The organism is Gottfriedia acidiceleris (assembly GCF_004138285.1).
GTDB classification, from domain to species: domain Bacteria; phylum Bacillota; class Bacilli; order Bacillales; family Bacillaceae_G; genus Gottfriedia; species Gottfriedia acidiceleris_A.
The window spans coordinates 159374-184763 of sequence record NZ_SCFN01000010.1 but is presented as its reverse complement, the minus strand read 5'-3'; the positions used below and the strand labels follow the sequence as shown (position 1 = coordinate 184763).

At 31.2% G+C, this 25390-nt stretch carries 27 protein-coding genes; 8 read left to right on the top strand and 19 right to left on the bottom strand.

The window, feature by feature from the left end:
• Positions 1–31: 31 nt before the first annotated feature.
• From EP747_RS16015 to EP747_RS15970, 10 genes are all read right to left on the bottom strand, one after another.
• Positions 32–544: a (2Fe-2S)-binding protein gene (locus EP747_RS16015; protein WP_129691118.1), complete on the bottom strand. Its 513-nt coding sequence runs from the start codon at positions 542–544 to the stop codon at positions 32–34.
• 4 nt (positions 545–548) lie between these two features.
• A complete protein-coding gene (gene pucD / locus EP747_RS16010; RefSeq protein ID WP_235832901.1) occupies positions 549–2822 on the bottom strand; it encodes a xanthine dehydrogenase subunit D in 2274 nt (757 codons plus the stop codon).
• A gap of 11 nt (positions 2823–2833) precedes the next feature.
• The gene (locus tag EP747_RS16005) at positions 2834–3718 is read right to left on the bottom strand and encodes an FAD binding domain-containing protein (protein WP_129691117.1); all 885 of its coding nucleotides are present in this window, start codon (positions 3716–3718) and stop codon (positions 2834–2836) included.
• Complete coding sequence (locus EP747_RS16000; protein WP_129691116.1) at positions 3715–4359, bottom strand: NTP transferase domain-containing protein; 645 nt, start codon at positions 4357–4359, stop codon at positions 3715–3717. The genes EP747_RS16005 and EP747_RS16000 overlap by 4 nt, the downstream gene beginning before the upstream one ends.
• On the bottom strand, positions 4349–5392 hold the full coding sequence (locus EP747_RS15995) for an XdhC family protein (protein WP_129691115.1): 1044 nt from the start codon (positions 5390–5392) through the stop codon (positions 4349–4351). Before EP747_RS15995 ends, EP747_RS16000 begins: the two co-directional genes overlap by 11 nt.
• A 211-nt stretch (positions 5393–5603) precedes the next feature.
• Positions 5604–5858, bottom strand: a complete 255-nt coding sequence (locus EP747_RS15990; RefSeq protein WP_129691114.1) for a hypothetical protein — start codon at positions 5856–5858, stop codon at positions 5604–5606.
• Between the two features lie 59 nt (positions 5859–5917).
• A complete protein-coding gene (locus EP747_RS15985; protein ID WP_165347092.1) occupies positions 5918–6340 on the bottom strand; it encodes an SGNH/GDSL hydrolase family protein in 423 nt (140 codons plus the stop codon).
• A gap of 268 nt (positions 6341–6608) precedes the next feature.
• Entirely contained in the window at positions 6609–7346 is a 738-nt protein-coding gene (locus EP747_RS15980; protein ID WP_129691112.1) for a hypothetical protein, read from the bottom strand.
• Between the two features lie 331 nt (positions 7347–7677).
• Complete coding sequence (locus tag EP747_RS15975; protein WP_129691111.1) at positions 7678–8199, bottom strand: DUF4362 domain-containing protein; 522 nt, start codon at positions 8197–8199, stop codon at positions 7678–7680.
• A 109-nt stretch (positions 8200–8308) separates the two neighbouring features.
• Complete coding sequence (locus tag EP747_RS15970; protein WP_129691110.1) at positions 8309–8923, bottom strand: hypothetical protein; 615 nt, start codon at positions 8921–8923, stop codon at positions 8309–8311.
• A gap of 249 nt (positions 8924–9172) precedes the next feature.
• Here EP747_RS15970 and EP747_RS15965 point away from each other — a divergent pair, with 249 nt between their 5' ends.
• From EP747_RS15965 to EP747_RS15950, 4 genes are all read left to right on the top strand, one after another.
• Entirely contained in the window at positions 9173–9328 is a 156-nt protein-coding gene (locus EP747_RS15965; protein WP_129691109.1) for a XapX domain-containing protein, read from the top strand.
• 100 nt (positions 9329–9428) lie between these two features.
• A complete protein-coding gene (locus tag EP747_RS15960) occupies positions 9429–10607 on the top strand; it encodes a NupC/NupG family nucleoside CNT transporter (protein ID WP_129691108.1) in 1179 nt (392 codons plus the stop codon).
• 539 nt (positions 10608–11146) lie between these two features.
• Positions 11147–12517, top strand: coding sequence for a glycosyltransferase family 2 protein (locus EP747_RS15955; protein ID WP_129691107.1), 1371 nt, complete (start codon positions 11147–11149; stop codon positions 12515–12517).
• Positions 12510–13364, top strand: coding sequence for a polysaccharide deacetylase family protein (locus EP747_RS15950; RefSeq protein ID WP_129691106.1), 855 nt, complete (start codon positions 12510–12512; stop codon positions 13362–13364). The genes EP747_RS15955 and EP747_RS15950 overlap by 8 nt, the downstream gene beginning before the upstream one ends.
• A 476-nt stretch (positions 13365–13840) precedes the next feature.
• On the opposite strand, the gene EP747_RS15945 is transcribed toward EP747_RS15950, so the two are convergent.
• The 6 genes from EP747_RS15945 to EP747_RS15920 all read right to left on the bottom strand — a co-directional run bounded on the left by EP747_RS15945 (position 13841) and on the right by EP747_RS15920 (position 19472).
• Positions 13841–14323 carry a heme-degrading domain-containing protein gene (locus tag EP747_RS15945; RefSeq protein ID WP_129691105.1) on the bottom strand — a complete coding sequence of 161 codons (483 nt, stop codon included), beginning with the start codon at positions 14321–14323 and terminating at the stop codon, positions 13841–13843.
• An 11-nt stretch (positions 14324–14334) separates the two neighbouring features.
• On the bottom strand, positions 14335–15366 hold the full coding sequence (locus EP747_RS15940; RefSeq protein ID WP_129691104.1) for an oxidoreductase: 1032 nt from the start codon (positions 15364–15366) through the stop codon (positions 14335–14337).
• On the bottom strand, positions 15353–16141 hold the full coding sequence (locus tag EP747_RS15935; protein WP_129691103.1) for a DeoR/GlpR family DNA-binding transcription regulator: 789 nt from the start codon (positions 16139–16141) through the stop codon (positions 15353–15355). The genes EP747_RS15940 and EP747_RS15935 overlap by 14 nt, the downstream gene beginning before the upstream one ends.
• Before the next feature lie 189 nt (positions 16142–16330).
• Positions 16331–16741, bottom strand: coding sequence for a hypothetical protein (locus tag EP747_RS15930; protein WP_129691102.1), 411 nt, complete (start codon positions 16739–16741; stop codon positions 16331–16333).
• Between the two features lie 792 nt (positions 16742–17533).
• Positions 17534–18652, bottom strand: coding sequence for an RtcB family protein (locus EP747_RS15925; RefSeq protein ID WP_129691101.1), 1119 nt, complete (start codon positions 18650–18652; stop codon positions 17534–17536).
• A gap of 265 nt (positions 18653–18917) precedes the next feature.
• Positions 18918–19472, bottom strand: coding sequence for a histidine phosphatase family protein (locus EP747_RS15920; RefSeq protein WP_129691100.1), 555 nt, complete (start codon positions 19470–19472; stop codon positions 18918–18920).
• Between the two features lie 491 nt (positions 19473–19963).
• On the opposite strand from EP747_RS15920, the gene EP747_RS15915 reads away from it, so the two are divergent.
• Positions 19964–20533 carry a hypothetical protein gene (locus tag EP747_RS15915; RefSeq protein ID WP_129691099.1) on the top strand — a complete coding sequence of 190 codons (570 nt, stop codon included), beginning with the start codon at positions 19964–19966 and terminating at the stop codon, positions 20531–20533.
• Positions 20534–20650: 117 nt separating this feature from the next.
• Here EP747_RS15915 and EP747_RS15910 read toward each other — a convergent pair whose 3' ends face one another.
• A complete protein-coding gene (locus EP747_RS15910) occupies positions 20651–21349 on the bottom strand; it encodes a diphthine--ammonia ligase (protein ID WP_165347090.1) in 699 nt (232 codons plus the stop codon).
• A gap of 288 nt (positions 21350–21637) precedes the next feature.
• Between EP747_RS15910 and EP747_RS15905 the strand changes: the two genes are divergently transcribed.
• Positions 21638–21874 (top strand): hypothetical protein, encoded by a 237-nt coding sequence (locus tag EP747_RS15905; protein ID WP_069032177.1) that lies wholly within the window; start codon positions 21638–21640, stop codon positions 21872–21874.
• Between the two features lie 123 nt (positions 21875–21997).
• Here the strand turns inward: EP747_RS15905 and EP747_RS15900 are convergent, their stop codons facing one another.
• Together EP747_RS15900 and EP747_RS15895 are read right to left on the bottom strand one after the other, a co-directional pair.
• Positions 21998–22324: a hypothetical protein gene (locus EP747_RS15900; protein ID WP_129691097.1), complete on the bottom strand. Its 327-nt coding sequence runs from the start codon at positions 22322–22324 to the stop codon at positions 21998–22000.
• A gap of 102 nt (positions 22325–22426) precedes the next feature.
• Positions 22427–22915, bottom strand: a complete 489-nt coding sequence (locus tag EP747_RS15895) for an NUDIX hydrolase (protein ID WP_129691096.1) — start codon at positions 22913–22915, stop codon at positions 22427–22429.
• A 315-nt stretch (positions 22916–23230) separates the two neighbouring features.
• Between EP747_RS15895 and EP747_RS15885 the strand changes: the two genes are divergently transcribed.
• Positions 23231–23701: a cytochrome c oxidase subunit II gene (locus EP747_RS15885; protein WP_129691094.1), complete on the top strand. Its 471-nt coding sequence runs from the start codon at positions 23231–23233 to the stop codon at positions 23699–23701.
• An 8-nt stretch (positions 23702–23709) separates the two neighbouring features.
• Positions 23710–25365, top strand: coding sequence for a b(o/a)3-type cytochrome-c oxidase subunit 1 (locus EP747_RS15880; protein ID WP_129691167.1), 1656 nt, complete (start codon positions 23710–23712; stop codon positions 25363–25365).
• The last annotated feature ends 25 nt before the right edge of the window (positions 25366–25390 follow it).

Sequence of the window (25390 nt, the reverse complement as noted above, 5' to 3'; positions counted from 1 at the left end):
ACTGGTATAATTTAGTCTTACTAATTTAGAATTAAGTATTATTCTTATTTATTATTGCAATTGCTTTTTTGATCGAATGTATTATTCCTGCATATCCTGTACACCTACATAGATTACCCGATATTGCTTCTTTGATTTCTTCCTCCGTTGGATTTGAATTTGTGTCGATGAGTGCTTTTACTGCCATAATCATACCAGGAGTACAGTATCCACATTGATAACCACCCTCTTCTAAGAAAGCTTTCTGAATAGGATGGAGCTCTACATCTGCTATACCTTCAATTGTACAGATAGAAGTATTATTTACTTGATAAGCCATCATCAAACATGAATTAACTAGTTTATTATCCATATGGACAGCACACGCACCACATCGACCAATTTCACAAGAAACTTTTGTTCCTGTCATTTTTATCTGTTCTCGTAAAATGTCGATAAGACGTGTAGTAGGTGCAACAAGAAATTGTTTTTCAATATTATTAATTTTTATATTAAGTTCAAGCAAATGAATAGGTTGATTTTGAACATTTTTATTCATAACCATTGGCTCATCTCCTTGAATTTATTAATTGTAATAAATATTCCGGAGAAATTGGTAATTTATTTATCCAGCAACCTGTTGCATCAAAAATTGCACTAGCAATTGCAGGAGCAACAGCAACTGTGCCGATCTCTCCAACCCCTCTTGGCCCATATGAATCTTCGTTTTCAAGACTTTCTATTGGTACTACATTTAATTGATAAGGAACATCACAAATTGTTGGTATTAGATAAGTATCAAAGTTATCCGAAACGTATACACCCTTTTCCATTATCGAGTCTTCCATCAATGTATACCCTAATGCCATAACACCCCCACCCTCTATTTGTCCTTTATAACCTAAAGGATTAACAACTGGACCAGCAGCTACTGCTTGGTCTAATCCGATTATCTTGGTTTTACCAGTAAGGAGATCAATCTCAACCTGTGCCAAAACGGATGCAAAGGAATAAAGATAGTGACTACCTCCAACAATAGCATCAGGACTTATTGGAAAATCAAAAGAAGTTTGAACGATTATTTCTTGTTTTTGAGGCATTTTTTGAGCAAGTTCTTTATAAGTCATAATCAATTTATCTTCTCTACCATTAACTTTCATCCAAATTCCATTAGGTCCCAATTTAAGAATGTTAATAGGTATTCTAGTAACCTTTTGGGCTAGTTCAAGAAGTTGAATCTTAAATTGAGCTTCCATTCTTTTTAAAGAATGCCACACAATGCTTGTAGCTCTAGATGCTGTTGAAGAACCGCTAATTGGCACTAAATCAGTGTCGCCAATTATAATATTAATATCCTGTACAGAACAGTTAAATTCATTGATTAATAATGTTTCAATTACTGCAAGTATACCTTGACCACATTCTTCAAATCCAAATGCTGCTTCAATTTTACCCTTTCGTGTAAAAGATAAGCGACCACCTGCTGGATCTATCCTGTCAACTCCTAGCCCCCCTCCATGCATTGTAAGTGCAATACCTTTTCCATAAACTTTCCAATTCTGACTAACTTCTTTATCATTCTGTTTATTTAGTATAGGCGTTTTAGATATTTGACTTAAAACATCATAAGCACCATTTGTTGGTACGATTTGTTGACCTAATGGCCCTAAATCATTTGTTTTTCTTAAATTTTTCAAACGAAATTTAATAGGGTCCATTTTTAGTTTCTCAGCAAGTCGGTCTATTTGCCCTTCAAGACCAAACGTAATTTGATTTCCACCAAACCCTCTAAATTCACCAGCAACTCCATTATTTGTAAATACTGATAATCCTTCAATTTCAATATTAGGTATAATATATGGTCCTGGAGCATGCTCAATAGCAAAATCTAAAACTGCGGGGCCTAATGTTGCGTATGCACCAGTATCAGCAATAATTTTTACTTTATGTGCCACAATTTCCCCATTTTCGTTGACACCCGTTTTCATTGTAATTTTCATTGGATGACGCTTTAGTCCAGACTTAACAGATTCACTTCTACTTTGGTGAATTTTTATTGGACATTTCGTTTTTAAAGCTAACAATGCGCCATATGGTTGAATATTTAATTCATCCTTACCTCCAAAAGAACCCCCCATAGGGCTTGAGATAATTCGAATACTTTCTTCTGGTATATTTAGTATTCTTGCCAATTGAAACCGATCTTTAAAACCGTGCTGTGTTCCAACATATACTGTTAGATTCCCGTTCGTTTCAGGGACAATTGTTCCTCCTTCTGTTTCCATGTAGGCATGCATTTGCCTAGGTAAATCATAAGTTTCTTCTACAACCGTACTACAATCTCGAAATCCCTGCTCAACATCACCTTTTTGATATTTAGATTGATGTAAAATATTTCCTTGTTCATGTAATTTAGGAGAGTCATGGCGAAGCGCTATTTCAGGGCTATCTATAACAGGTAGTTTTCTATATTCGACTTTAATCAAATGTAATGCCTGTTCAGCGATTTCTTCTGTATCAGCGGCAATAGCTGCAATTGCATCACCAATATATCTTACCCGATCTTTACAAAAAACGGGTTGATCGGGAACTATTAGACCAAAACCATTTATACCAGGAATATCTTTATAAGTAACTATAGCTCTAACACCCGAGAGTTTTTCAGCTTCCTTAATCGAAATAGATAATATGTCAGCATGTGGCTCAGTACTTCTTAAAACTTTCCCATACAACATGTTTGGAAAAGAAAGGTCTGTAAGATATTTCATATTACCTGTCACCTTATTAAGACCATCTGGACGTATTCTTCTTTCTTTATTTGAAGAAATCTTGTCTTTACTCATCCGGCCACCTCTTATTTTCTAACTAGTTTATCAATCTCGGAAACTATAAAATTAGTTGTAATTTCCTGTTTATAATTTGAAGATGAAAAAGGATCAGAAGGAGGGTTAAATTCATTTTTTATAGACTGTGCTATTTCTTTTAATTGAAAAGTTGGAACAAATAACTCTTTTAATAACTCTTCAGTACCAACTAGCCTTTGAGGCATAAATGAGCTACCACAAACTGCTAAGCGAATTTCTTCTATTACTTTTTTTTCATTCATCTTAAAATAACCAGATATGGTCACAATACTTTGGCAGAAAACCTCTCGTAATCCTATTTTTTTATAGAAATAATAATCACTTGACTCCTTTTTTTGCACAGGTATATTAATACTCACAAGGATAGAATTTAATATTAAATTTTTTTCTTTTATACACTCAGATAGTTTTTTTACTAACAATTGATTTCCGTCATACAAAGTTAGATTAGCTTCCAATATAACTAATGCAGGAATTAGGTCTCCGTTACCATTCGCAATATTCCCCCCAATTGTGGCTCTATTTCGAATTGCTGGAGATGCAATATTTCGAACAGCTTCCACTAGTATTGGGACATTTTCAAGGAAGATTGGTTTATTTCTACAACAATCTAAAGTGGTCAATGCTCCAATTTGCATAAAAGTTTGCCCATTTTTATTGATTAACTTATATTCCTGCAATTCTTTTATGTTTTCTATACTAATTAAATTTTCAGGACACTGTATTCCCTTTTCCCAATAAGTTTGTAAATGAGTGCCCCCTGCGATAATGCATGAATCATTAAAAAATTGCCGTTTTAAATCGTATGCTTTTTCAATTGTATCTGGAAACCAAACAGCTGGATAATATAAGTTCGTGCCTCCTGGTTTAATCACAAACTAAGATCAACTCCCTTCGCAATTTCATAAGCTTCCTTTGTATCAATATCGAAAAAGTCCCACTTATTCCCAAATTCAACTAACAAACCTTCTAGATTAGTATGATTCCGAATAATTGCTCTTGCGCCTTCATCTCCATTTAACATGAATAAGTCAGGTATCGAATTAGGCGCCAGTATGATTGGGGGTCTAGGAACACCTTGAAAGCTTGCTGCTAAAAATGGAATTGCTGAATTCTCACTTAAACGCGTTAAAAAATTTTGATGCAATTCATTAATTGTTTGAATCGATAAAAAAGGTTGATCTGCAAGGAGGATCATTATCCCTAAAGGCTTTGATTTTAGAGCTTGATTTAAACCACATTTTAAAGAGTATGATTGTCCCTTGTTAGCACTGCTACATGGAACATGGGTCCAAGAATCTTTATATGGTTTTTGAAGGAGATCATTGCTTATCCAATTTAGTGAATCATTTTCTTTTGTTACGACAAAAACATGGTCAATATTAGAATTGATAAATTTACGTAAACCAAAGCTTCCAATTGTAGAATTACTTAATGGAAGTGAAATTTTATTCTGACCCATTCTTTTACTACCACCTGCAGCAAGTAAAATTGCAATAATTCTGCTATTCTTCATGCTTAGTTTTCTTCTTTATTCTTTGTCTCTGAATTAATTCAGCAACAATACTGATTGCAATCTCTTCTGGGCCCTCAGCACCAATTTGTAGACCAGCTGGACTATTTATTTCTGCATCTACTTTTTTACCTTCTAAAAGTCGTTGGATTCGTTTTTTCCCACCAAGAACTCCTATATACTTAAGATTAATATTTAAAATATGATTTAATATTTCTTTGTCTTTTTGAAATTGATGGGTAATGATTATGGTAGAATCAGAAGAAGTCAATTGAAGTCTTGGTATGATTTCGCTCGGAAAGCCAACAAGTATTTGTTCAGCGTTTGGAAAGTATTCTTTAGAACATAGATTAGCACGCCAATCGGTTATAGTTACAAAGAATCCTGCTAATGATGCAATTTTTACTAAAGGAATCGCATCTTTACCTGCTCCAAACACGAATAAGCGAGGCTTCGGATGAAAAGTATGTAAATACACATTCGTTTCAAGCGGTTCGATTGTTCGAAGCCCACTTTTTTGATTAGTATGATGTAATTCATTTAGAATACTTTTAAGCTGTTTTAATTTTCGCTCATTACAATTTCCAAAAAGGGTCTTTTCATCCACTAAGAACAAAGTTTCAACGTCATTATTTTCATCAGATAAAATTTTTATCATCGATACACTCGTACCATTTAATAGGGATTCTTTTAATCTAGTTAGTAAATTAAACATATTTTCATCAATTGGCTCTAAAAGCACAGTAATAATTCCGTTACACCCTGCTCCATTACCCCACGTTAAATCATCCTCTGCACTCATATCATAAGTAATAGTTTGAGGTGTTTTTCTTACTCTTGTTTCTTGAACTCGATATGACAAATCTGCTTCAAGGCAACCTGCGCTTAGTAAGCCAACCTCTTTCCCATTGCCCTTAAATAACATGGAAGTTCCTTCTTTCCGGTATGCAGAGCCTTCTACATGAATAATTGTAGCTAATACATCACCCTCTTTAGATGATGTAATCTCATTTAGTATCTCATGGATACTTTCCATTGGATCCCTCCTAATATAAAATCATTGATTCCAAATCAAAACGACATTTTTAGTAAATATTAATATATAGTTCTATGATGAATGTGTTATGTCTCGATTCAAAATTAATTAATATAAGGAGTATCTACAAAAAAAGATTAACCACAATCTATGGTTAACCGATATTTATTATAAAGTTAAAGTGAAATAAAAAATTAATACAATAATTTTATTATTTTATACCTAGCGCATTCCTTCCAATATTAGCTAGTACAGTTTGTCCATCAATAGTTGGATGTATATCTCCCTGTCTAACATACGTTGCTTGTTTTTCACCAAACGCAGAAAAAGCATCAGCTATTTTTACATTTTTGTATTTACCTGCAATGCTAGAAATTTTCGGATTAATGATGAACGATAATAATTGATTTGATAAATTATGCATCGGTTGATTACTTACTTGAAATGGATTATAGAAATTGTACAAAACAATTGGTGCATCGCTAAGTTCACGAATTTCCTTAATTATGTCATTTAAATTTCCTGCTAATTTTGCATCATAGCAATTTTTCCAGGAAGTTCTTCTAAATTATTACTTGTTTTCAAAGTATGTAACAAATCATTATTTCCTATATCCAAAGTAATATAGTCTGTATGTTTTACTGATTGTCTGAAATTGGTATCATATTTTATTGCTTGCAAAAGATTATCTGTAGTCCAACCTGGAACGCCTAAATCACGAACTACAAGGTTTGCGTTTTCACCAATAAGAAAAGGGAACGCATAATTTGATGGTATATTATTAGTAGTACCTAAATTGAAACCAAATGTAATGGAGTCTCCAAGACCTACAAGATCAATCTTTTCATAAGGATTAACATTCTCATCTTTTGCAAGTGCTGTAGTTGAAAACAAAGAACCTGCTAAAGCAAAAGTAAGAAACGTTATACTAATTTTTCTTCTTCTCAACAAATACGCCCCCTTAAATAAGTGTATTAAGATACTAACTTCTTTTTACGATTAATAAAAAGTAGTAATACAAGACTTAAATTACGAATTTTCAGGAATATACTCAAATTACCTTTTTTAAAGGAATTGTGTTTTATTAAATTATTTGTCTAAAAGAACAAAAACATGTAACCATTTACATAGTTTTGATAATAATAGAAGGATTTGAGAAATAAAAAAAGCTAACTGCATTAGCTAGCTTTTTTATGAATTGGCTTAATCTCTAAATTTAAATCTCAGCAACCTTTGAAGGATTATTTAGTTTATATTTAACCTCTTTGTTTAATTTCTTATCAACTACTTTACCATCAAATTGATAAGATTTACCTACCTCTAACTCAGCTGCCTTTAAAGATTTACTCAATGAACACCAAGCATTTCCTATTAATAATTCCTGATCTCCTTTGACAGCCACATTTTCCCATATAATAATCTCTTCTTCGCTATCATTAAAATGATTATATTTTGTACTAAATTCTTTTACCGTGCCATTAAAATGTGATTTATCAGTTGGTAATGTGATTGAAACTTCTTCTTTCTTTTCTACTTTTTTCTTTGTAGTCGTTTTAGAAGTACTTTCTTTCGACTTTGTTACTGTTTCTGTTTTCTTCTCTTCACTGTTCTTCGTATCACTTTCACCAACTGTGTATACTTTCTTAAAGCTTGGAGATTGCATTTCTTTTAAATAAGCAGGATGAATACATGTTAAATTGCCATCTTCAAATTCAATAATAATTGTATGATACTCATCAGTAACCCCATAAGTTTCATAGCCAACAAGCTTTACATTTACTTGAAAATCTTGACCTTTGAATAAAAAATCATGTTTTGGATTTTTATTAAACAAACCCCAAGTTCGTCCTTTTTCTAAATAATCCTCATCAGACAAAAATTTTGAAAATTCTCCTTTTGGAGGTATGTATTTTATTAACTCAGTTTTCTCATTTTGAACTATATTTTCTGTCATTTTATTTACTCCTTTGGTAAATCTTTTTTATTTCCATTTTTTAGTAGCAGTTTTATTAGTTATATGTAGAAATTATAGTTTAGTTTGGAACTTTTTGTCCATCTTATCGTTAAAAGAATTAAATTCAAGGAATATATTACGGTACGTGAAATTCTTATGATACTCTTTTGAAAGGCAGTCATTAAGATTCATTAATAAAATTGTATTTTAAGTTCTAAAATTTTTTTGATTATAAATTACGGTGAGTGAAATTTCTTTTTTTTAAAACTACTCTGCTCTTATGTAACTAAAACACAAAAAACGCCGATTTTTTAACCGACGTTTTTAAAAACTAAAATTCTACCTTATCAAAATGATAACAATTTGTTAAATATGACGTTTTTGAATTTACGACTAACTTTTGGCAATAATCTTCTAAAACTTTTGGTCCTGTAACAAATTTACTCATCGCAAATGTCCCTTTTCGATATCTGTCTGTTCGATCCCTTGAACTATCAAATCGATAATAAATTAATTTTCCATTAAATTGATATTCGGTAATCACTGGATCACCTTTTGAAGTAAATTCAACAAATCGAATAAAGTCAGGCTTCTTATTTTTTACATTATTAATAAATTTTTGAATCCGTTCATTATGATTAGTAGTTCTTCCTATTATTAATATATCTCCATTTTTTAGCGCATCTTCTTTACTATAGGATGCCGGGATTTTGTTAGTTGCTTTTTCTCCGTAATTCTCGATTTCTTTTTTTAACATTTCTTTCGTAAATACACTAGCCTCTGCTACCATGAAATGATCGAAGGAAAAACCAAGAAATATTAAAAGCATAAACGATACGATTGATTTATACATTTTGCCCTCCAATAGTACGATTAATATATATTGGTTAGTTTTTCCATTCCATTATAACTTATGCAATTGACAAAAAAATCCACCTTAATGTAGTAAGGTGGATTTATATTTAGGAAGAGTATGAGCTATATGAACTCGAATGTCTACGATGGTGGCGTCTGGACGATGAAGAGTGTCTGTAGTGATGCCTTGAAGATGAGTGATCATGACGTCTTTTATGTTTTCGGTGACGTCGATGGGAACTACCAAACAAAGATTTAAAAAATCCTAACTGGAGAGTTTCTTCTTCAAGTGAAAATCGACCGACGTCAACAATTCGAACTTCGCCATCATTCGATAACATTAAATTATGATTATGTAAGTCGAATGCATTTAAACCTGCATTTTGAGCGTCAAAGATTGCTTGATTAATCTCTGTTTCATATTGTTTACGTAAATTTTTACTATGTCCATCTAATTGATAAAAAGTTTCACCAAATACTCGATCACTTACCATAAAATCATTCGTAAAAGCATGGACTTTTGGATAATATATACTTCGTTCGAGAAGGTGAAGTTTCATTCCGTCATCTCTACTTTTTCCATCTTCCTTAAATACTTTTATAACATAATTGTCTCTAGTGTAAACATCTCCATCTTTTCCACTTGCTAAGTATTCAAAATGATCTGCATGTTCACCAAATAAAGTAAAATCATGAATTTCCTGCAAAAGCGATTGTTTCATTCTTAAGCCCCTTTCAGATTGTAAATAATCTTAAAAGTTAATTCATCAAGATTAGAATTTTCTATACAAATATATTCTCTAAAAACATTCTTTTTACCTACCAACCATTTGATTTACAAAAAAAGTTTTCTTTATTGTAGTAATTTGTATTAGCTATGATTTTTGGGGATAATACCCTATTAACAGAGATGATTGGCATATGTATCCATCGTTATACAAAAAGTGTTGAACAAAAAGGAGTTAGTAAATATGCATGAAATAATTATGAGCTTAATCGCAGGTTTAATTGTTGGAGTTGTATTTACATTCTTTAAATTACCAATTCCAGCACCACCTGTATTTTCAGCAATTTGTGGGATTATAGGTGTATGGGGTGGCATGAAATTAGTTCAGCTATTTATATAAATAAACATTACTTTATTTAATGATATTTTTATATTGATTGGTAACAATAAGATTGCAAATTAGAAATTATTCTACGATTTTGTAGTTTGGAGGAAAATAAATGTCATATATTATCGCAATCATTGGCATTATCTTAATACTTATTATTTGTTGGCTAATGTCTAATGATAAAAAGCACATTAACTATAAAGCTGTTGCAATTATGTTAGTGGTTCAATTGATTTTAGCTTGGTTTATGCTAAAAACCTCAATTGGAAGAACAGTTTTACAAAAGATCGTCGCTTTCTTTAATAAAGTTTTATCTTTTGGTAACGAAGGTATTTCATTTGTATTCGGCGATTTATCGACAAAGGGTTATTTCTGGATTAACGTTTTAATGATGATTATATTCGTATCTTCATTATTATCAATTTTGACTTATACAAGAATACTACCGTTAGCAATTAAATATATCGGTGGTGCAGTTGCAAAAGTTACTGGATTACCAAAGATTGAGTCATTCGTTGCTGTAAATAGTATGGTATTCGGTGATACAACAGCAATCCTTTCTGTTAAAACTGAATTACATAAACTTACACCTAACCGATTATTTGTTGTCGTTACATCTTCGTTAGTAGCGGTATCATGTTCTATCTTAGGTGCTTATATGCAAATGATTCCTGCTCAATATGTACTAGTTGCACTGCCGATCAATGTGTTCTCTGGTTTAATCCTTTCTTCTATGGCATGTCCTGTTACATCAGAACAAGATGAAGAAATTAATGTCAAAGAAATGATTAAAGAAAAGTCATTATTTGAAGCCATTGGTAACGGTGCACTTGATGGTGGTAAAGTTGCCTTAATTGTAGGTGCAATGTTAATAACCTACATTGGTTTACTTGCAATGATTAATTTCGTATTCAATTCAATTATCGGAATGACATTTACCGAAATTTTAGGATATGTTTTTGCACCTGTTGCTTTCATCATGGGTATCCCAACAGATGAATTAGTACGTTCAGGATCAGTAATGGGGACAAAAGTTGCTGCTAATGAGTTTGTCGCAATGCTTGATTTCCAAAAAATCATTCCTAATTTATCAACAAAAACTGTAGCGATTGTGTCATCATTCTTAGTATCATTTGCTAACTTTTCATCAATTGGTATTATATATGGTGCAGTTGCAGCAATTGATAAAAAACAATCAGAGCTTTTTGCTAAAATTGGTTTAAAAGTATTATTAGTTGCTACACTAGGTTCAGTATTAACAGGAACGATTGTAGGATTATTTGTTAGATAACACTTTAAATCAATAATAATTAACGTAAAACAAAACAGCCGGATCTTTTTATAAAGTTTTCGGCTGTTATTTTTTATTATTCCTCTTTTTCACGAATTTGTTCTAACAACTAATTCTCCTTTAATCCATTGATTTCAACATTAGGGTATATATAATTAACTGTCTTTCTAATTGATATATAGTGCAATCTTTTTTGTCATTCCACTTCAAGGAAATACATTTTATTTACTACGTTACCTTCAAAATGATAATCCCCCCTCTAGAATTTAAAGCAGTTTTAAGCAATAACAAAATATCTTTAATTTAATTATAAATAAAATGCGGTATGTGAAATTTCTACTGATTTCAAAAACATTTTAATATTTGTATTGTTAGTATTCATTTTGAAATAAATTGTTCAAAAAATAACATATTAAACAAACCAAAATCTCGTTAATATAATCTTAGTAGAAATCAAATTTTGTTACGACTGATTGATTAATGTCTTTCATACTTAGATATTGAAATTACGTAACAACAAGTTTTAAGGAGATTTAATTATGCAATTTGTTACAATACTCACCCTATTCTTATGTACATTTTTCCCAATCTTACATATGATAAATGCTCTTCCAATCTTTTATAACCGTAAGAAACGAATACAAAACCTAGTACGAACTAATAAAAGCTTGAGCATACTCATACCATGCTATAACGAAGAAAGTATTATCGAAACAGCTATAAAAGGTATTAATAGATTAGATTACTCAGCAAAAGAAGTTATTTATATTAACGATGGGTCTCAAGATGGTACTATGAAAATTTTAAATAAACTCCTTTGCCTTACACCGGAAGAGCGAAAAATATCAAATCAGTTAAAGAGTAATAAAATCAAAAACTTTTATAAATCTACTATTTACCCTAATGTATACGTAATAGACAAAGTAAATGGTGGAAAACATGACGCCTTAAACGCTGGAATCGAATACTCAAAAAATGAATTAGTCGTAACTTTAGATGCAGATAGTATTCTTGCAAACGACGCTTTGCATGTTCTGAATGAAGTTTTCCAAGATCCTGATGTAATAGCAGCAGGTGGAATGGTGCATCCCCTTCAAGGTGTCCAATTTAATCAAAAAAATATCGAGCGTACTTTATCGGTAAATCATGTCATTCGATTTCAAATTTTTGAATTCATAAAAGGATTCTATATTAATCGAGTTTCACTTGCGAAATTCGATGCACTCTCCGTTATTTCCGGGGCATTCGGGGTTTTTAATAGAGACATTTTATTTAAAGTTGGTGGATACAGAAAGACTTTAGGAGAAGATATCGACATTACATTAAAATTCCAACAATACATTTTAAAAAATCCTGGCAATAGAATGGTTTTTGTCCCAAATGCTGTATGTTATACAGAGTGTCCGGAAACCTTTAAGGATTTATTTAAACAAAGAATTCGTTGGCAAAAGGCATTTATTGATTGTGTCATTTATTATTTTCCGATGCTTATAAAGACCTTTTTATTTCGCACTGTTTCTTTCTTTATGCTAATCGATTCTTTTATTTTAGGTACAGTTGCTATTTATTTTACGATTTTTAATTTTGGCTATATGTTGTTTACAAATATAGGACATGCTCAAAATCTACTATTATTCTATTTGCTTGGAGTCGTATCTTTAAATTTAATTTACAGTATATTTGCTATGTATCTGGCTAATTATTATGGTGTTAAATTTAAAGGCATAGAAAAGATAAGATTGACGGTTACAATTATTCTAGATTTATTTGTCTATCGATTTGTAACATTATTTTTTGTACTATTTGGAACTGTTTCCTATTTTATAAACCGTAATGATTGGAACAAAGTTTCACGATCTGGGAGAATTTATGAGTTAGAAAAGGATAAAGGAATGAAGAACGTTGGATAAAAAACTTGTTATTGTATATGCTGTTCTAATTTCATCATTTTTGATAGCATATCCATTTATGAAAAGTAGTGCTTCTTATTTGTCAGAGCCTAAACCACAAAATAATTTGCTGCAAACTACAAATTGTAAAACTTTGCAAAGTAAAGTACAAACACCACAAGAAATTCAAAAAAAACAAAATAAAGCTAACATTATTTTTACAATGGATGATGGATGGGAAACGCAATTTACGAAAGGTTTTCAAATCTTAAAAGATAATGATATGAAAGGAAGTATTGCTGTCATACCTTCGAAAATAGGTACTGAAGGATATATGTCATTACGTCAATTAAATACTTTATATCGTTCTGGTTGGGATTTGATGAATCATACAAATACACATCGACATTTAGCAAGTTTAAATAAACAAGAGCAAAAAAGTGAAATAAACGATGCACGTGAATGGCTAGATCAACACTGTTTTACAAGAGCAAGTAATATCGCTGTTTATCCATATGGATCTTATAATCAAGATACATTGAATACCTTGCAGGAAGAACATTATCGAAGTGCTCGTACCATTAAGGATGGAATACAAACAAACAATATCAAAAAATATGAAGTTCGTACGATTAACTTACTACCTAGTACTGACATTTCATGGGTTAAAGATCAAATCGACTTTGCAATTAAGACGAAACAATCGATTGTATTTACTAATCATCGATTTGAAAAAAAAGCTGATAAAGCTCAAATGAATTTTGATCCAGAAAAGTTTAAAATGATTGTTAATTATATAGTAAGTAAAAAAGATGAACTAAACATTTTGACTTATTCTGAATGGCTAGATTTAAAAGAGATAAATTAATTATATATATATTAATTTTAATTTTTTTACAGGAACAAACTCTAATATAAGGTTCAAAAGCTGCTTTGGCAGCTTTTTTTTTATAAAATAGGAGAGTGGGAAGTTACTCTCCTCCCACTCTCCTAATATTAACCTGAATGAACTTAACTTACTTGAATTTTAGAATTAGTTAGTTAATAATTCTAAATTGTTTAAATCTAGCAGAGAATTATGTTTAATTTTGCACTGAAAATCTAAACTATTGGTAGAATCAGGTGATGTGAGGAAAACTAGATACATATTTTTCTTTATTAATGGCTCTGTTAATGTTAAATATTGATATTTTTTATTGAAAAAGGACTGTCAATTTTTTAGACAGTCCTTTTTAGATCTTATTCAACTATATATGAAGTAATTATAATAACTTAGCCATTTAATACTCATCAAAGTTATTACCAACTATTATTAAGGAATTTTTTATTTTTATATATCAAAATTTAAATCCTTTTATTTAGGAATTTGGCTATTGCCTCCACAATCAAATGATGGTCTTCCTCTTGTGCTAAGCCTGAAACAGTAATTACGCCAATTACGCCCGATCCTTCAATTTTAATTGGAAATGCCCCACCATGTGCCGCAAACTCAGACGGACTGGCCGAGTAAAATTCATTATATGATCTATTTTTCATCTCGTTGTAAAGTCTCATATAATATGAGCTACAATGATGACGGAGAACAATATTAGATTTTCGCTTGATCCATAAATCTTGGTCTGGAGAAGTGTGATCCATTGCATAATGGAAAATGCTTTGACCGTTTTTCAAAATATTTATAGCAACTGGTTTATCAAATTCTTTAGCTGCTTCAATAATTAACAAACCAATTTCTAAAGCATTTTTATTTGAAAAACTTTTAAAGATTAGATTTTCTTCTTGTTTCCTTACCTCTTCAAGTCTTTGTTGAATAGTTGTCTCTACCATACATCCTCCAATTATAGATAAATCACTTTCTTTTCTTCACTACTTTTAAGTGCCGCTTCAATAATTTTAATAACAGATAAACCTTCTATACCCGTAATTGGAGCATCTGAACCTTTTAAAATACTTTCAGCAATTTTCTTATAATACGTTGTATACGAGCCTGGTATTGTTTCAATTATTTCTTTTTCACCGTCAATAGAATAAACCTTTCCATAGAATTGTGGTTCATCTGTTCCCCATGTTTGTTCAGTTGGTTTTTTACCTTCTTTTAGAGCTGCTTCTTGTCCATCAATTCCATCTTTAATAAAGCTTCCTTTGTTTCCATGTACTTGAAAGCGTGGTCCGTTACTTGGGATGATGGATCCAGAATGTAAAATTACACGTAATTTGTCATATCCTAAAATAATATGGAAATAATCATCTGTTTCTGCATTTTCTCTTTGTGCAAATACATCTGCAAAAATGAATTGAGGTTGTCCAAAAAGGCTTAAAGCTTGATCAATTAAATGTGAACCTAAATCATATAACACGCCAGAGCCAGGACCTTGTTTTTCTCTCCATCGATTTCTTACTTCTGGTCTATAACGGTCAAAATGAACTTGATATGTATTGATTTCTCCCAATACACCTTCACTTATTAGCTTTTTAACTGTTAAAAAGTCATTATCCCATCTTCTGTTATGATAAACGCTTAGAAGTAAATTCTTTTCATTAGCAATCTTAATTAAGTCTTCTGCTTCCCATGCTTCTACTACCATCGGTTTTTCTAAAATAACATGTTTACCAGCTTCTAAACTTTGTTTTGCCATTTCATAATGCATACCACTTGGCGTAGTAATGACAACTAAGTCAATCAATTCATCTTTTAAAACCTCATCTAAACTTCTTACTACCTCTACATCTCCTAAATCTCTTTGGACATCTTCCTTTTTTGAACTTACAACTTTTAACAATTCAAATTCTTCTAATACACTAATAAATGGTGCGTGGAACGTAGCTCCCGAAAAACCATATCCAACTAAACCAACCTTAATTTTTTTCATCCGAAATCCTCTCACTTTCCTCTTCTTCTAAACTAATTAAATGAATATTGTATTCGATTATTTTTCTTTTAAATTCTTCATCTGGATCTTTGTCTGTAATAATGATGTCTATCCCCTTTATATCACATACCTTATGCAGAAAAACTTTTTCAAACTTTGTATGATCTGCCAATAAAACTACTTGTTTTGCACAACTGATCATTTTTTTCTTTAAAAACGCTTCCTCTTCATCTGGTGAAGTTATTCCGTCTGCGCTAATTCCACAAGCACCAAGAAATAACTGATCAACTTTGTAGTCATTAAGTGTTTCAATTGTCCTAGGGCCAACCAAATTTCTATTTTTTCGATTAAATTTTCCTGGTAACATAAAGGTTTGAATTTCCTCAAACTCACCTAATAAATCAACTATATCAATTGAGTTTGTAATCACATTAACTTGTTTATTGGACATAAATTTAGACATGAGTGCACAAGTTGAAGATGTATCCATCAATAAGTCACTAGTTTCACGAATTAGTAATGCAGCTCTTCGCGCAATACTCTCCTTACCTTTAGTTGCATTTCGTTCTTTATAATCGGTTAAATTTCGATTAGAAGTTGGAAGTGTTGCTCCACCCTTTATTCGCATAATTTCCCCGCGTTCTTCAAGTTTGACGAGATCTCTTCTTGCTGTATCCTTTGAAACACTAAGCATTTTACATATTTCTTCTAAAGTAATCTCACTATTTGAAGCCAAATACTTTATTATCAAAGCTAATCTTTGTTCTTGATACATGCTTTAAAGCCCCTTTGTGTATTTCCTTATGTGTGAATTCTAAAGATAGTATAACTAATTATTGTAAGTATTTCCACAAAAAACTTAAAAAACTTAATCAAATTACGTTTATTAAGTTTAGCTAAAGGATTATATTCAACAAAAAAATAAAAAAGACGGTATTAAACTTTACCGTCTTTAAAAACTGTTTTATAAAAATTTAATTTGGTGGAATATATGGTTTTTTCCATTCCATTCGATAATAAATTCTTCGATCCCTAAAACTGCAGTTTCTGGTTTTGACACTTGATTATCAATCCATTTCTTAAGTTTAGGTAATACTTCATTATGAAATTGAGATTTCGCCTTTTCAGGATAAATAGTTTGGGAGATTGGATAGAAATAAATTCTAATATCCTTATCTCTATTACAAGTAACAGAAGCTACAACTGTACCGCTGATTTGTGGCGGTCTTGCACAACGATTATCAAATTCAAACTTTCTTGTCAGGCCAAATATAACACTAGCCTCTTCTTTACTAGGAAGATTCAACTTTATTTGTTTTCTATTTGCAGCATATGTTTCAATTTTATTGAGATTTCTAAAAAAAACGATCTTCAATTTCGCACCTCCTAATAATAGCCACAACAATATAATTTCTACTTCATTTAATTTATGCCCCTACTAATAATCATATTGACCTACTTCGAAATAATCACAATAAAAAAAATCGACAAAAATATCGATTATGTAAAAAAGCTATTAAACTATTTGAGTTATGACTGAATTAAGTCATAAAATAATTATTTAATATAGTATACAAGTCCTCCAATACAAATAAAAAAAATCCCAATAACTCCTGACCATATGGAGAATTGATCCTTATTTAAGTGCCCTAACTTAAAAAATCATCTTTCAGAACTCTTTGTTGTTCTGGTGCTTGAAATGCACCTATGAGTATTCCCGAAATAAGTATAAAAATTGCACCAATAATTAAACAAATTTTCACCAAATTTATACCAGCTCCTTTAAGAATTATATTCAAAGGAGAAGTCCCAAAACCTTTATTATTTAATCCATTTATATAATCGATTCAACTACTAAACTCCAAAGAAAATTTGCAACTAACAATGACAATCCAAGATACAGAACAAAAATGAGAAGTACTACTAAGAACCTTTTAAACTTATTCAGCATAGTAATCCCCCATTATGTAAAAGATTAGGTGTCAAAAAAAGTAAATTTATATAATTTTATACTGATAATGGGGAGAAAGAACTTATTTGGTTATTATTTTCTTTTTAAAATTGTAATGATTACTTTATGATATTAAAGAAATTTATCCTTTATTTCATTACAACCTCTTTGCTCTTGGTAATACACTATGATAAATAAGCTCTCTTAATAGAGAGGTTATTTATCAGCTTTTAGGTTGTACACCGGTTTCATGAAGAAATCAATCTCAATCTGTTCAGTAATATTTTCTAATATTAATTTAGGTTTTTTATATACCATTGGTGATTCATCGACTGTATGTTTGTTGACAGATGTTGTATATACGCCCTTCATTGCTTTTTGATAAACATCCAAGTCGACTTTATAGACTGCGTCTGTTCGGCTCATTATTCGGCCTGCCCCGTGTGGTGCTGAATAATTGTAGTCACTTGAACTTTTACCTTTTCCTACAACACAACCATATGCCATATTAAATGGAATAATTATTTCTTCACCCTCACGAGCTGAAATTGCACCTTTTCTTAAAATATTGTTTTGAAGGTCGATATAATTATGTACCGATTCAATTTTTTTAATCGAATCAAAATCGAGCTTAAAATATTTTTGAATGATGATTTTAGCAATCGTTTCTCTATTTAACGAAGCGAAATGTTGAGCAATTGATAGATCTCTTAAATATGCATCTTTGTCTTCCTGTTTAGATAAATATTCGAATCCTTTATAATTTTCTCCGAATAATTGTTTCATATTTTCTTTAGCGACATTCATATGATGTTTTGCAATTTCAAATCCAAAATTTCTTGAACCTGTGTGGATTACAAGCCAAAAATGATTATTCTCATCTTTATCAATTTCTATAAAATGATTACCGGAACCTAGCGTTGCAATACTGTTCATTACATACATGTAGTTAAGATTAAGTCTCTCAATCGCTTCTGCAATCTCTACCGGTTCAATAACTGGCTCGTCATGGATATTTGAACCAATCGGGATATTTTTTCGGATGAACTTATCAAGTTTTTCACTCTTTATTGATTTCATTCGACCTAGATGGTATGCACTAACTCCACATCCAATATCTACACCGACAATTGAAGGAATAATAAAATCATTCAACGTCATCGTAAAACCTACCATGACACCTCCACTAGATATATGGCAGTCTGGCATGACAACAATGTTTGAATTTGCAAAGCATTCAGTATCCAAGATTGTTTTTAATCGTGTAATGACATTTGTATCAACATAATCAAGTAGTATTTTTCCATTATTGTGTTTTCCATTGAATTCTAACATGCGTGATCCTCACTTGTGTTTTTCTAAATCTGTTTTTTCATTTAACCATGGAACGAACTTAGAAATATTATATCATCTCTTATTTTACGATTCGTTAATTTACTGAAAAATAAAGAATCGTCAATTTCTTTCACCATTTTCAAATTATGCATTTTTTAGAAGAATATCAAAAAGAATTTACGAGTTTGAAATTCCTTTTTCATATAGAAACTTCTATTCTTTTTATCTACCTTAGAGTAGTTCAAAATTAAGAAATTCCCTTACACTAATTCCATATTCTTTTCACTTCAACTAATGATTCACCTTCAAAAGTTAATTTATAAATATCCGGCATAGCAAGTCCATTCCAAAAATTGAAATCATATTTTTGATCAAAATAATTCATAATGAGTACCATCATATTACCATGCGTACCAATAACAATATTTTTACCGGAATAATTTATTAATAGTTTGCTTATTGCTTCTATTCCTCGTTTTTGAGCCATATTATTTGACTCTCCACCATTCAACGATCGATTAAAGTCCATCCAAACTTCTCTTATTACTTTTTCAAAATCCTCAACTGGCTCATGTGATAGGAGTCGCTCTTTAAAATTTTCTTCTATAATAATTTCTAAATTTAATGATTTAGCTATCTCTTCAACAGTTTGAATTGCACGTTTATATGGACTTGAAATAACGTAGTCGATCTTTTCTTTTATTAGTAGTTTAGTAACAATATTTGCATCAGTGAATCCTCTTTTAGATAATGGTCGGCCCAATTCATCAGGAGTATAAGTTGAATGCGCATGTCTTACTAAGTATAAGTTTGTTATCATTTGGCACCACTCACTATATATTTATTATATAATGTAAATTTCGACATTTTTTTAATAGTTCCTTGTTCTTTTATTAGGTCTTGGTGGCTCTGGGTTCAGCTTGAATAGTATATTGCTGAAAATCACTTGGATACCATTCGATTTCATGATTTGTACACAATAAAAAAGAATCGACGAAATTATCGATCCTTCTACTACTAGTCTACTTATTATGATATGAAGCTAAAGCTACAAATCTATTATTTTTAATTATTTAGCAGGACGAAATCCAATTATTACTCAAAAGTTTACGTAAAAAGTATTTCTACTCAATGCGAGTAAAATCACTGATCCAATTAATTATACATAAATATTCATAACTTCTCCTAGCAATAAAAAATAACAATTATTATTTTCATAATTATATAATTTCGAACATTTTTTAAAGTATAGTTAAGAATAATTCAACTTAAACTAAACCAAAAAATTATCACGAGGTTTGGTGTGAATAGATGAAAAAAATATGTATTACTACTATTTTAAGCACTTTCATTTTTTTAAGTTCTTCGCAGTTAACGCTAGCAGCAAAGTTAAATGAAGTTTCTGCAACACTTACAGTCCAAGTTGGCCCTACAGCTACCTCCTCAGGAGAAACTGGTCAACCTATTAAAGGCGCTAGGGTTATTGTAATCAATTCATTTGGTAAAATTTTAGGTACTGAATTAACAGATTCAAAAGGAATTGCAAAAATAAATGTAATAGTGAACAAGGATCCTCTTTTTCCGAAGAAGCAAATGGGAGAGGTTACTATAATCACTGTAGCAAATGGATATAATGAACAGATTGACTTTAGAGTACCAATCAATGAATTCAATGATTATACGGCTAAAGATTCGGTGTCACTGTGGATTGTGGATCCAAAAAGAAGAAATGAACCACGATTTACCAATGGTTCTTATCATCGGTTAACCGTTTATGAAATGTTAGATGATTATGCAAATCAAGTCGGATTAACGAAACAAAATATTATAATGGATGCAGGAGCAGAGCCGCCTTGGGGACCAGATTTAAAAAAACAGTAAGATTGAACATTCAATGTTATTTATAGTTTGTTATTAAAACAAAAAAATAGACTGTTTCAAATTAACAGTCTATTTTAAACTTTTACCCATTCAACATTCTCAAAGTTAAAACTTACTTCATGCAAGAACTAAATCTGTATAACAAAATCTAGTTTCTCCTGTATAAACATCAGCAGTTAGCTTCTTTTCTCCAATGCCAAACTGAATGGGATTATTGAAAATAGGACCATCAAATACAAATGAATGGTATTCTCCATTCTCACCGCAAGGATCAACCTCTTTTGGAAGTTCGTTGATTAATTGATAACCTATTTCTTTACCAGAAAATTCTTCTGATAATCTAGTTAAATCAACACATGTAATAATCGTTTTATAGCCTAAGGAAATAAACCGTTCAATCACATTTGTCGTACCTTCACCCCATAATGGAAAAATTGGCTTAATTCCTAATGGTTTAAGCATTTCCTCTCGATATTTTCGTACGTCTTCAAGAAATAAATCTCCAAATGCAATACATTCAATCCCTTGTTCCTTTAGCTCTAAATTTACCTTTGTCATAATTTCTTGATATTTTTGATTAGAACAATTTTCTGGAATCCAAATTTTCTTTAATGGTAGACCGATTGAATTTGCTTGTGCCTCCAATAATTCAACCCTAACTCCATGAATGCTCGTCCGATTATATCCTTCAGTTACTGATGCGATTAGTACAACTACTTCAAATTCATCAGAATGCAAAAGATCATGCAATGCCAAAGTTGAATCTTTACCACTAAAAGATACTGCTATTTTTTTCTTATTAATTGCGATTACCACCTTTTTTATAAACTTTTCTATTAATTAAATTTTAAGTCCCTATCGGACATAGGTTCCATCATCTTCCATAAAAAATTATAGCATTTTTCAATCAATTAATATTCATTTAAATAACATAAGGCCGAGGTAATATGATTAACCTTCAAAAAATATAATAAATTTTTATAAAATAGCTAATAAATAACGAAGAATGATTCTCAGAAAAATAAAATTGACATACAACCATAAGGTGTTATAATTTATATAACACCTTATGGTTGTATAAATTATTTATAGGAGGCAACAAGAATGGACAAGCAAGGTCAAGAAATGTTTTTAAATTTTATTTTACAAAGAGTTCAAGAAGGTAAAGAAGATGAAGCAAGGGAAATTCTTTTAGAAAACTTCAGAAAACAAGATGAAGGCACTTTTTCATTAGAAGAAGTTCAACAATTTGTCCCTAAGATGATTACTTTATTAAAGCCTGATAAACTTGAAGAAGTTAAAGCAGTTGTAATGCAATTCGCTGGAAATTTTGGTAAATAAAGTGAAAAAAACTCTGTCTATCAGAGTTTTTTACTTTATTTTTATTAAAAACTTCCCACTGAAATTTAGCAATCTATATTATTCTAATAGATCGCTTAGCGTTTTCAACTTCGATCAATCCTTCTACTTCTCTAAATGTCTTTCAAAATTAAAAAATGAATATAGTCTATACAATATTGCGATCAAAGCTAAAATTGACAAATAGATCATCAAATGGTCATCAATAAAAAATGTTGCAATACAAATCGCAAATGCTAGAAATGTTAGAAAGTTACCAGAGAAACCATTAATTGGCTGATTGTTTAAAAAAAGTGTTTTGGCACCTTTTAAATCTTTTGCATAACAATCCTCATGATAAGGAACGACTTGAAAAAACATCGTAGCAGTAACGAGATCTCCTCTAATCCTAATTTCTTTTAAACATCGATCGCAATGCACAGTTTTAGCCAAATAAGTCACCCCATACTTTTTAATTCAACTTTAATCATTCATTCTATTTTTTTGAATCGATTCCTATTAAACTCTGAAAATTTACCCTTCTTGTTATACTTGCTATTTGACGTTAGAACATTCATACCCCAATTCAGGGTAAAATTTTGTTAAAAATTCATTTAAAATAACCTTGTGACTTTTAACAATATTATTTGGTAGCTCATTTGGATAAAAGAACTCAAATTTAATAGATTCCGAATCATTAACACTTAAAGTCCCTTTATATTCTTCTGTATAATAAGCAACTGTAACTACAAAAAATTCATCTCCGTTTTCAGCTATAACGAAGTTTTGTGGTCCTGAATAGACATTTATTAAATTCAAATGATCTACAATTAGTCCCGTTTCTTCAAAAACTTCTCTCTTGGCTACATCTTCGGTAGATTCCCCTAACTCCATTAGTCCACCTGGTATTCCCCAATAGCCATTTGGATATTTTCTAAGTTGTAATAATAATCTACCGGATTGGTCAATGATGATTGTAACTGAGCCTACAAATATTAAAGGTCTATGTCCGACAATACTCCTTAACTCTTCTATATATCCCATTTTTACTCCCCCTTATTATTACTAATTTTACCAGAGACACTTTTATCTTGATTCCCAAAATGCAGTTTACATTTATTGTTTTCATTTCCATGAATAGAAATACTTGGAAATAATCATACTAACTTTTAGTTAAATTTTGACTTTTGAGATTGGAGAGATTGAATTGTCTTCAAAAAAAACTGAGAGAGCTGAGAGAGAACAAGATCATAATTTAAATGGAACTTTTATCAGTGTACTTGTCCTAGGTGTTTTCATTATAATTTTATGGTTTAGTTTCTATGCTTTTTATTTACATCGTTAGTAAGGAGGATGTGTATGCATCTACATAAATACGAAAAAATTTGGTTAACATTTGGAATGATTTCGTTAATTGTTTTTCTTGTAATTATCGGTATTACAGCATTTCGTTCACATCTTCAGCCAGCAGGCGGGATGAACACAGTAAATCCTCAAACAGTTGAAAAGACTGCTCCTTTCAATCATCCAGGTGTGTATCAAAAAGATGATGGTACATACGAAGTTGTATTACTTGCAAAAACCTTTGCTTATGCACCTAGTAAATTGAAAGTCCCAATCGGAAAGAAAGTCCGATTTGTTGTGACTAGTACAGATGTGACACATAGTTTTTCGATTGTTAATACAAATGTCAATATGATGGCTGTGCCAGGTCAAATTAATATGAAGGAGTATTCCTTTAAAAAGCCAGGAAATTATTTAATTTTATGTAACGAATATTGTGGAACGGGTCATTCATTTATGCAAACAACTATCGAGGCGGTGAAATAATGAATGAAATGATTGGACGACCTGATCGTAGACTAGCTTTAACACATATTATAGTGGCATATACTGCTTTTTTAATAGGAACATTAACTGGGCTTATGCAAGTATTTGTACGAAATAACGCACTTGAACTACCAAAATGGCTTGATTACTATCAAATTCTAACTGCTCATGGAATTCTACTTGCAATTGTCTTTACTACATATTTTATATTTGGTTTCTTAATTACAGGTATGAGTAAAACATTAGGTGATTTTGGTTCGAAAGTACAGACATTTACTTGGTTAGGTTTTATTGTAATGACAATTGGAACAATACTTGCAGTGATTATGATTTTATCTGGCCAAGCCTCTGTTTTATATACCTTTTATGCCCCATTGCAGGCTAGTGCATGGTTTTATGTCGCATTAGCACTTTTTGTTGTTGGCACATGGATCAGTGGATTTGCATTAGTTGGACATTATGTTGCTTGGAAAAAGAATAATAAAGGTAAAATAAGTCCACTAATCGCTTTTATGACTGTTGCAACAATCGTATTATGGGTAATTGCTAGTCTAGGTGTAGCTGCGACAGTTCTATTTCAATTCATTCCGTGGTCGTTCGGATGGGTAGATACAATCAACGTTGAATTAAGTCGATCGCTTTTTTGGTTTTTCGGTCACCCACTTGTTTATTTTTGGCTACTTCCTGCTTATATTGGCTGGTATGCAATTATGCCAAAAATAGTTGGTGGAGAAGTATTTAGTGACTCTCTTGCACGACTCGCTTTTATCTTATTTCTTTTGTTCTCTATACCAGTCGGCTTTCACCATCAACTTCAAGAACCTGGTATCTCAACCTTTTGGAAATTCTTACAGACTGTATTAACTTTTATGGTAATCATACCATCATTAATGACGGCTTTCTCTATGTTTGCTGTGTTTGAGATTTCAGGAAGAAAAAAAGGTGCGAAAGGATTATTTGGGTGGATTTTTAAATTGCCATGGAAGGATGTTCGCTTTACATCGCTTTTTATTGCAATGTTGTTTTTCGCTCCTGGTGGTGCAGGTGGAATCATCAATGCAAGCTATCAATTAGATGAAATTGTTCATAATACACTTTGGATTGTTGGACACTTCCATATTACAGTTGGTACACCTGTTGCAATGACATTTTTCGGTTTAACTTTTTGGCTTATTCCTTATTTAACAGGAAAAAAACTGACAAAAGCATTCCAAAAATTAGCGTTTATACAGATTTTCACATGGGCGATCGGAATGTTTTTAATGTCGACTACAATGCATATTTTGGGAATTTATGGTGCACCTAGACGCACTTCATACACTGATTATATGGGACATCCTGCAGCAGCTAAATGGTTTTCTGGTATATTCACAAATCATGTAACTGTTGCTGTTGGTGGATCAATCTTGTTTTTATCTGCTTTATTATTAATTTTTATTGTCCTACAATCGTTATTTACTTTACCAACTGCTAGTTCGAAAGAAGAAATAGTTGAATTTCCGGTTGCCGAAAGTAATACCGAAAACACACCTCGTATATTGGAAAATTGGTGGCTTTGGATTGGTGTTTCAATTGTATTAATTGCAATTGCTTATACAATTCCTTTATCACATATGATGCATCAACATCATCCGACTGGCTCGGAAGGTTTCAAAACTTGGTAGGAGTGAATTAATTTGTTCGTATTTA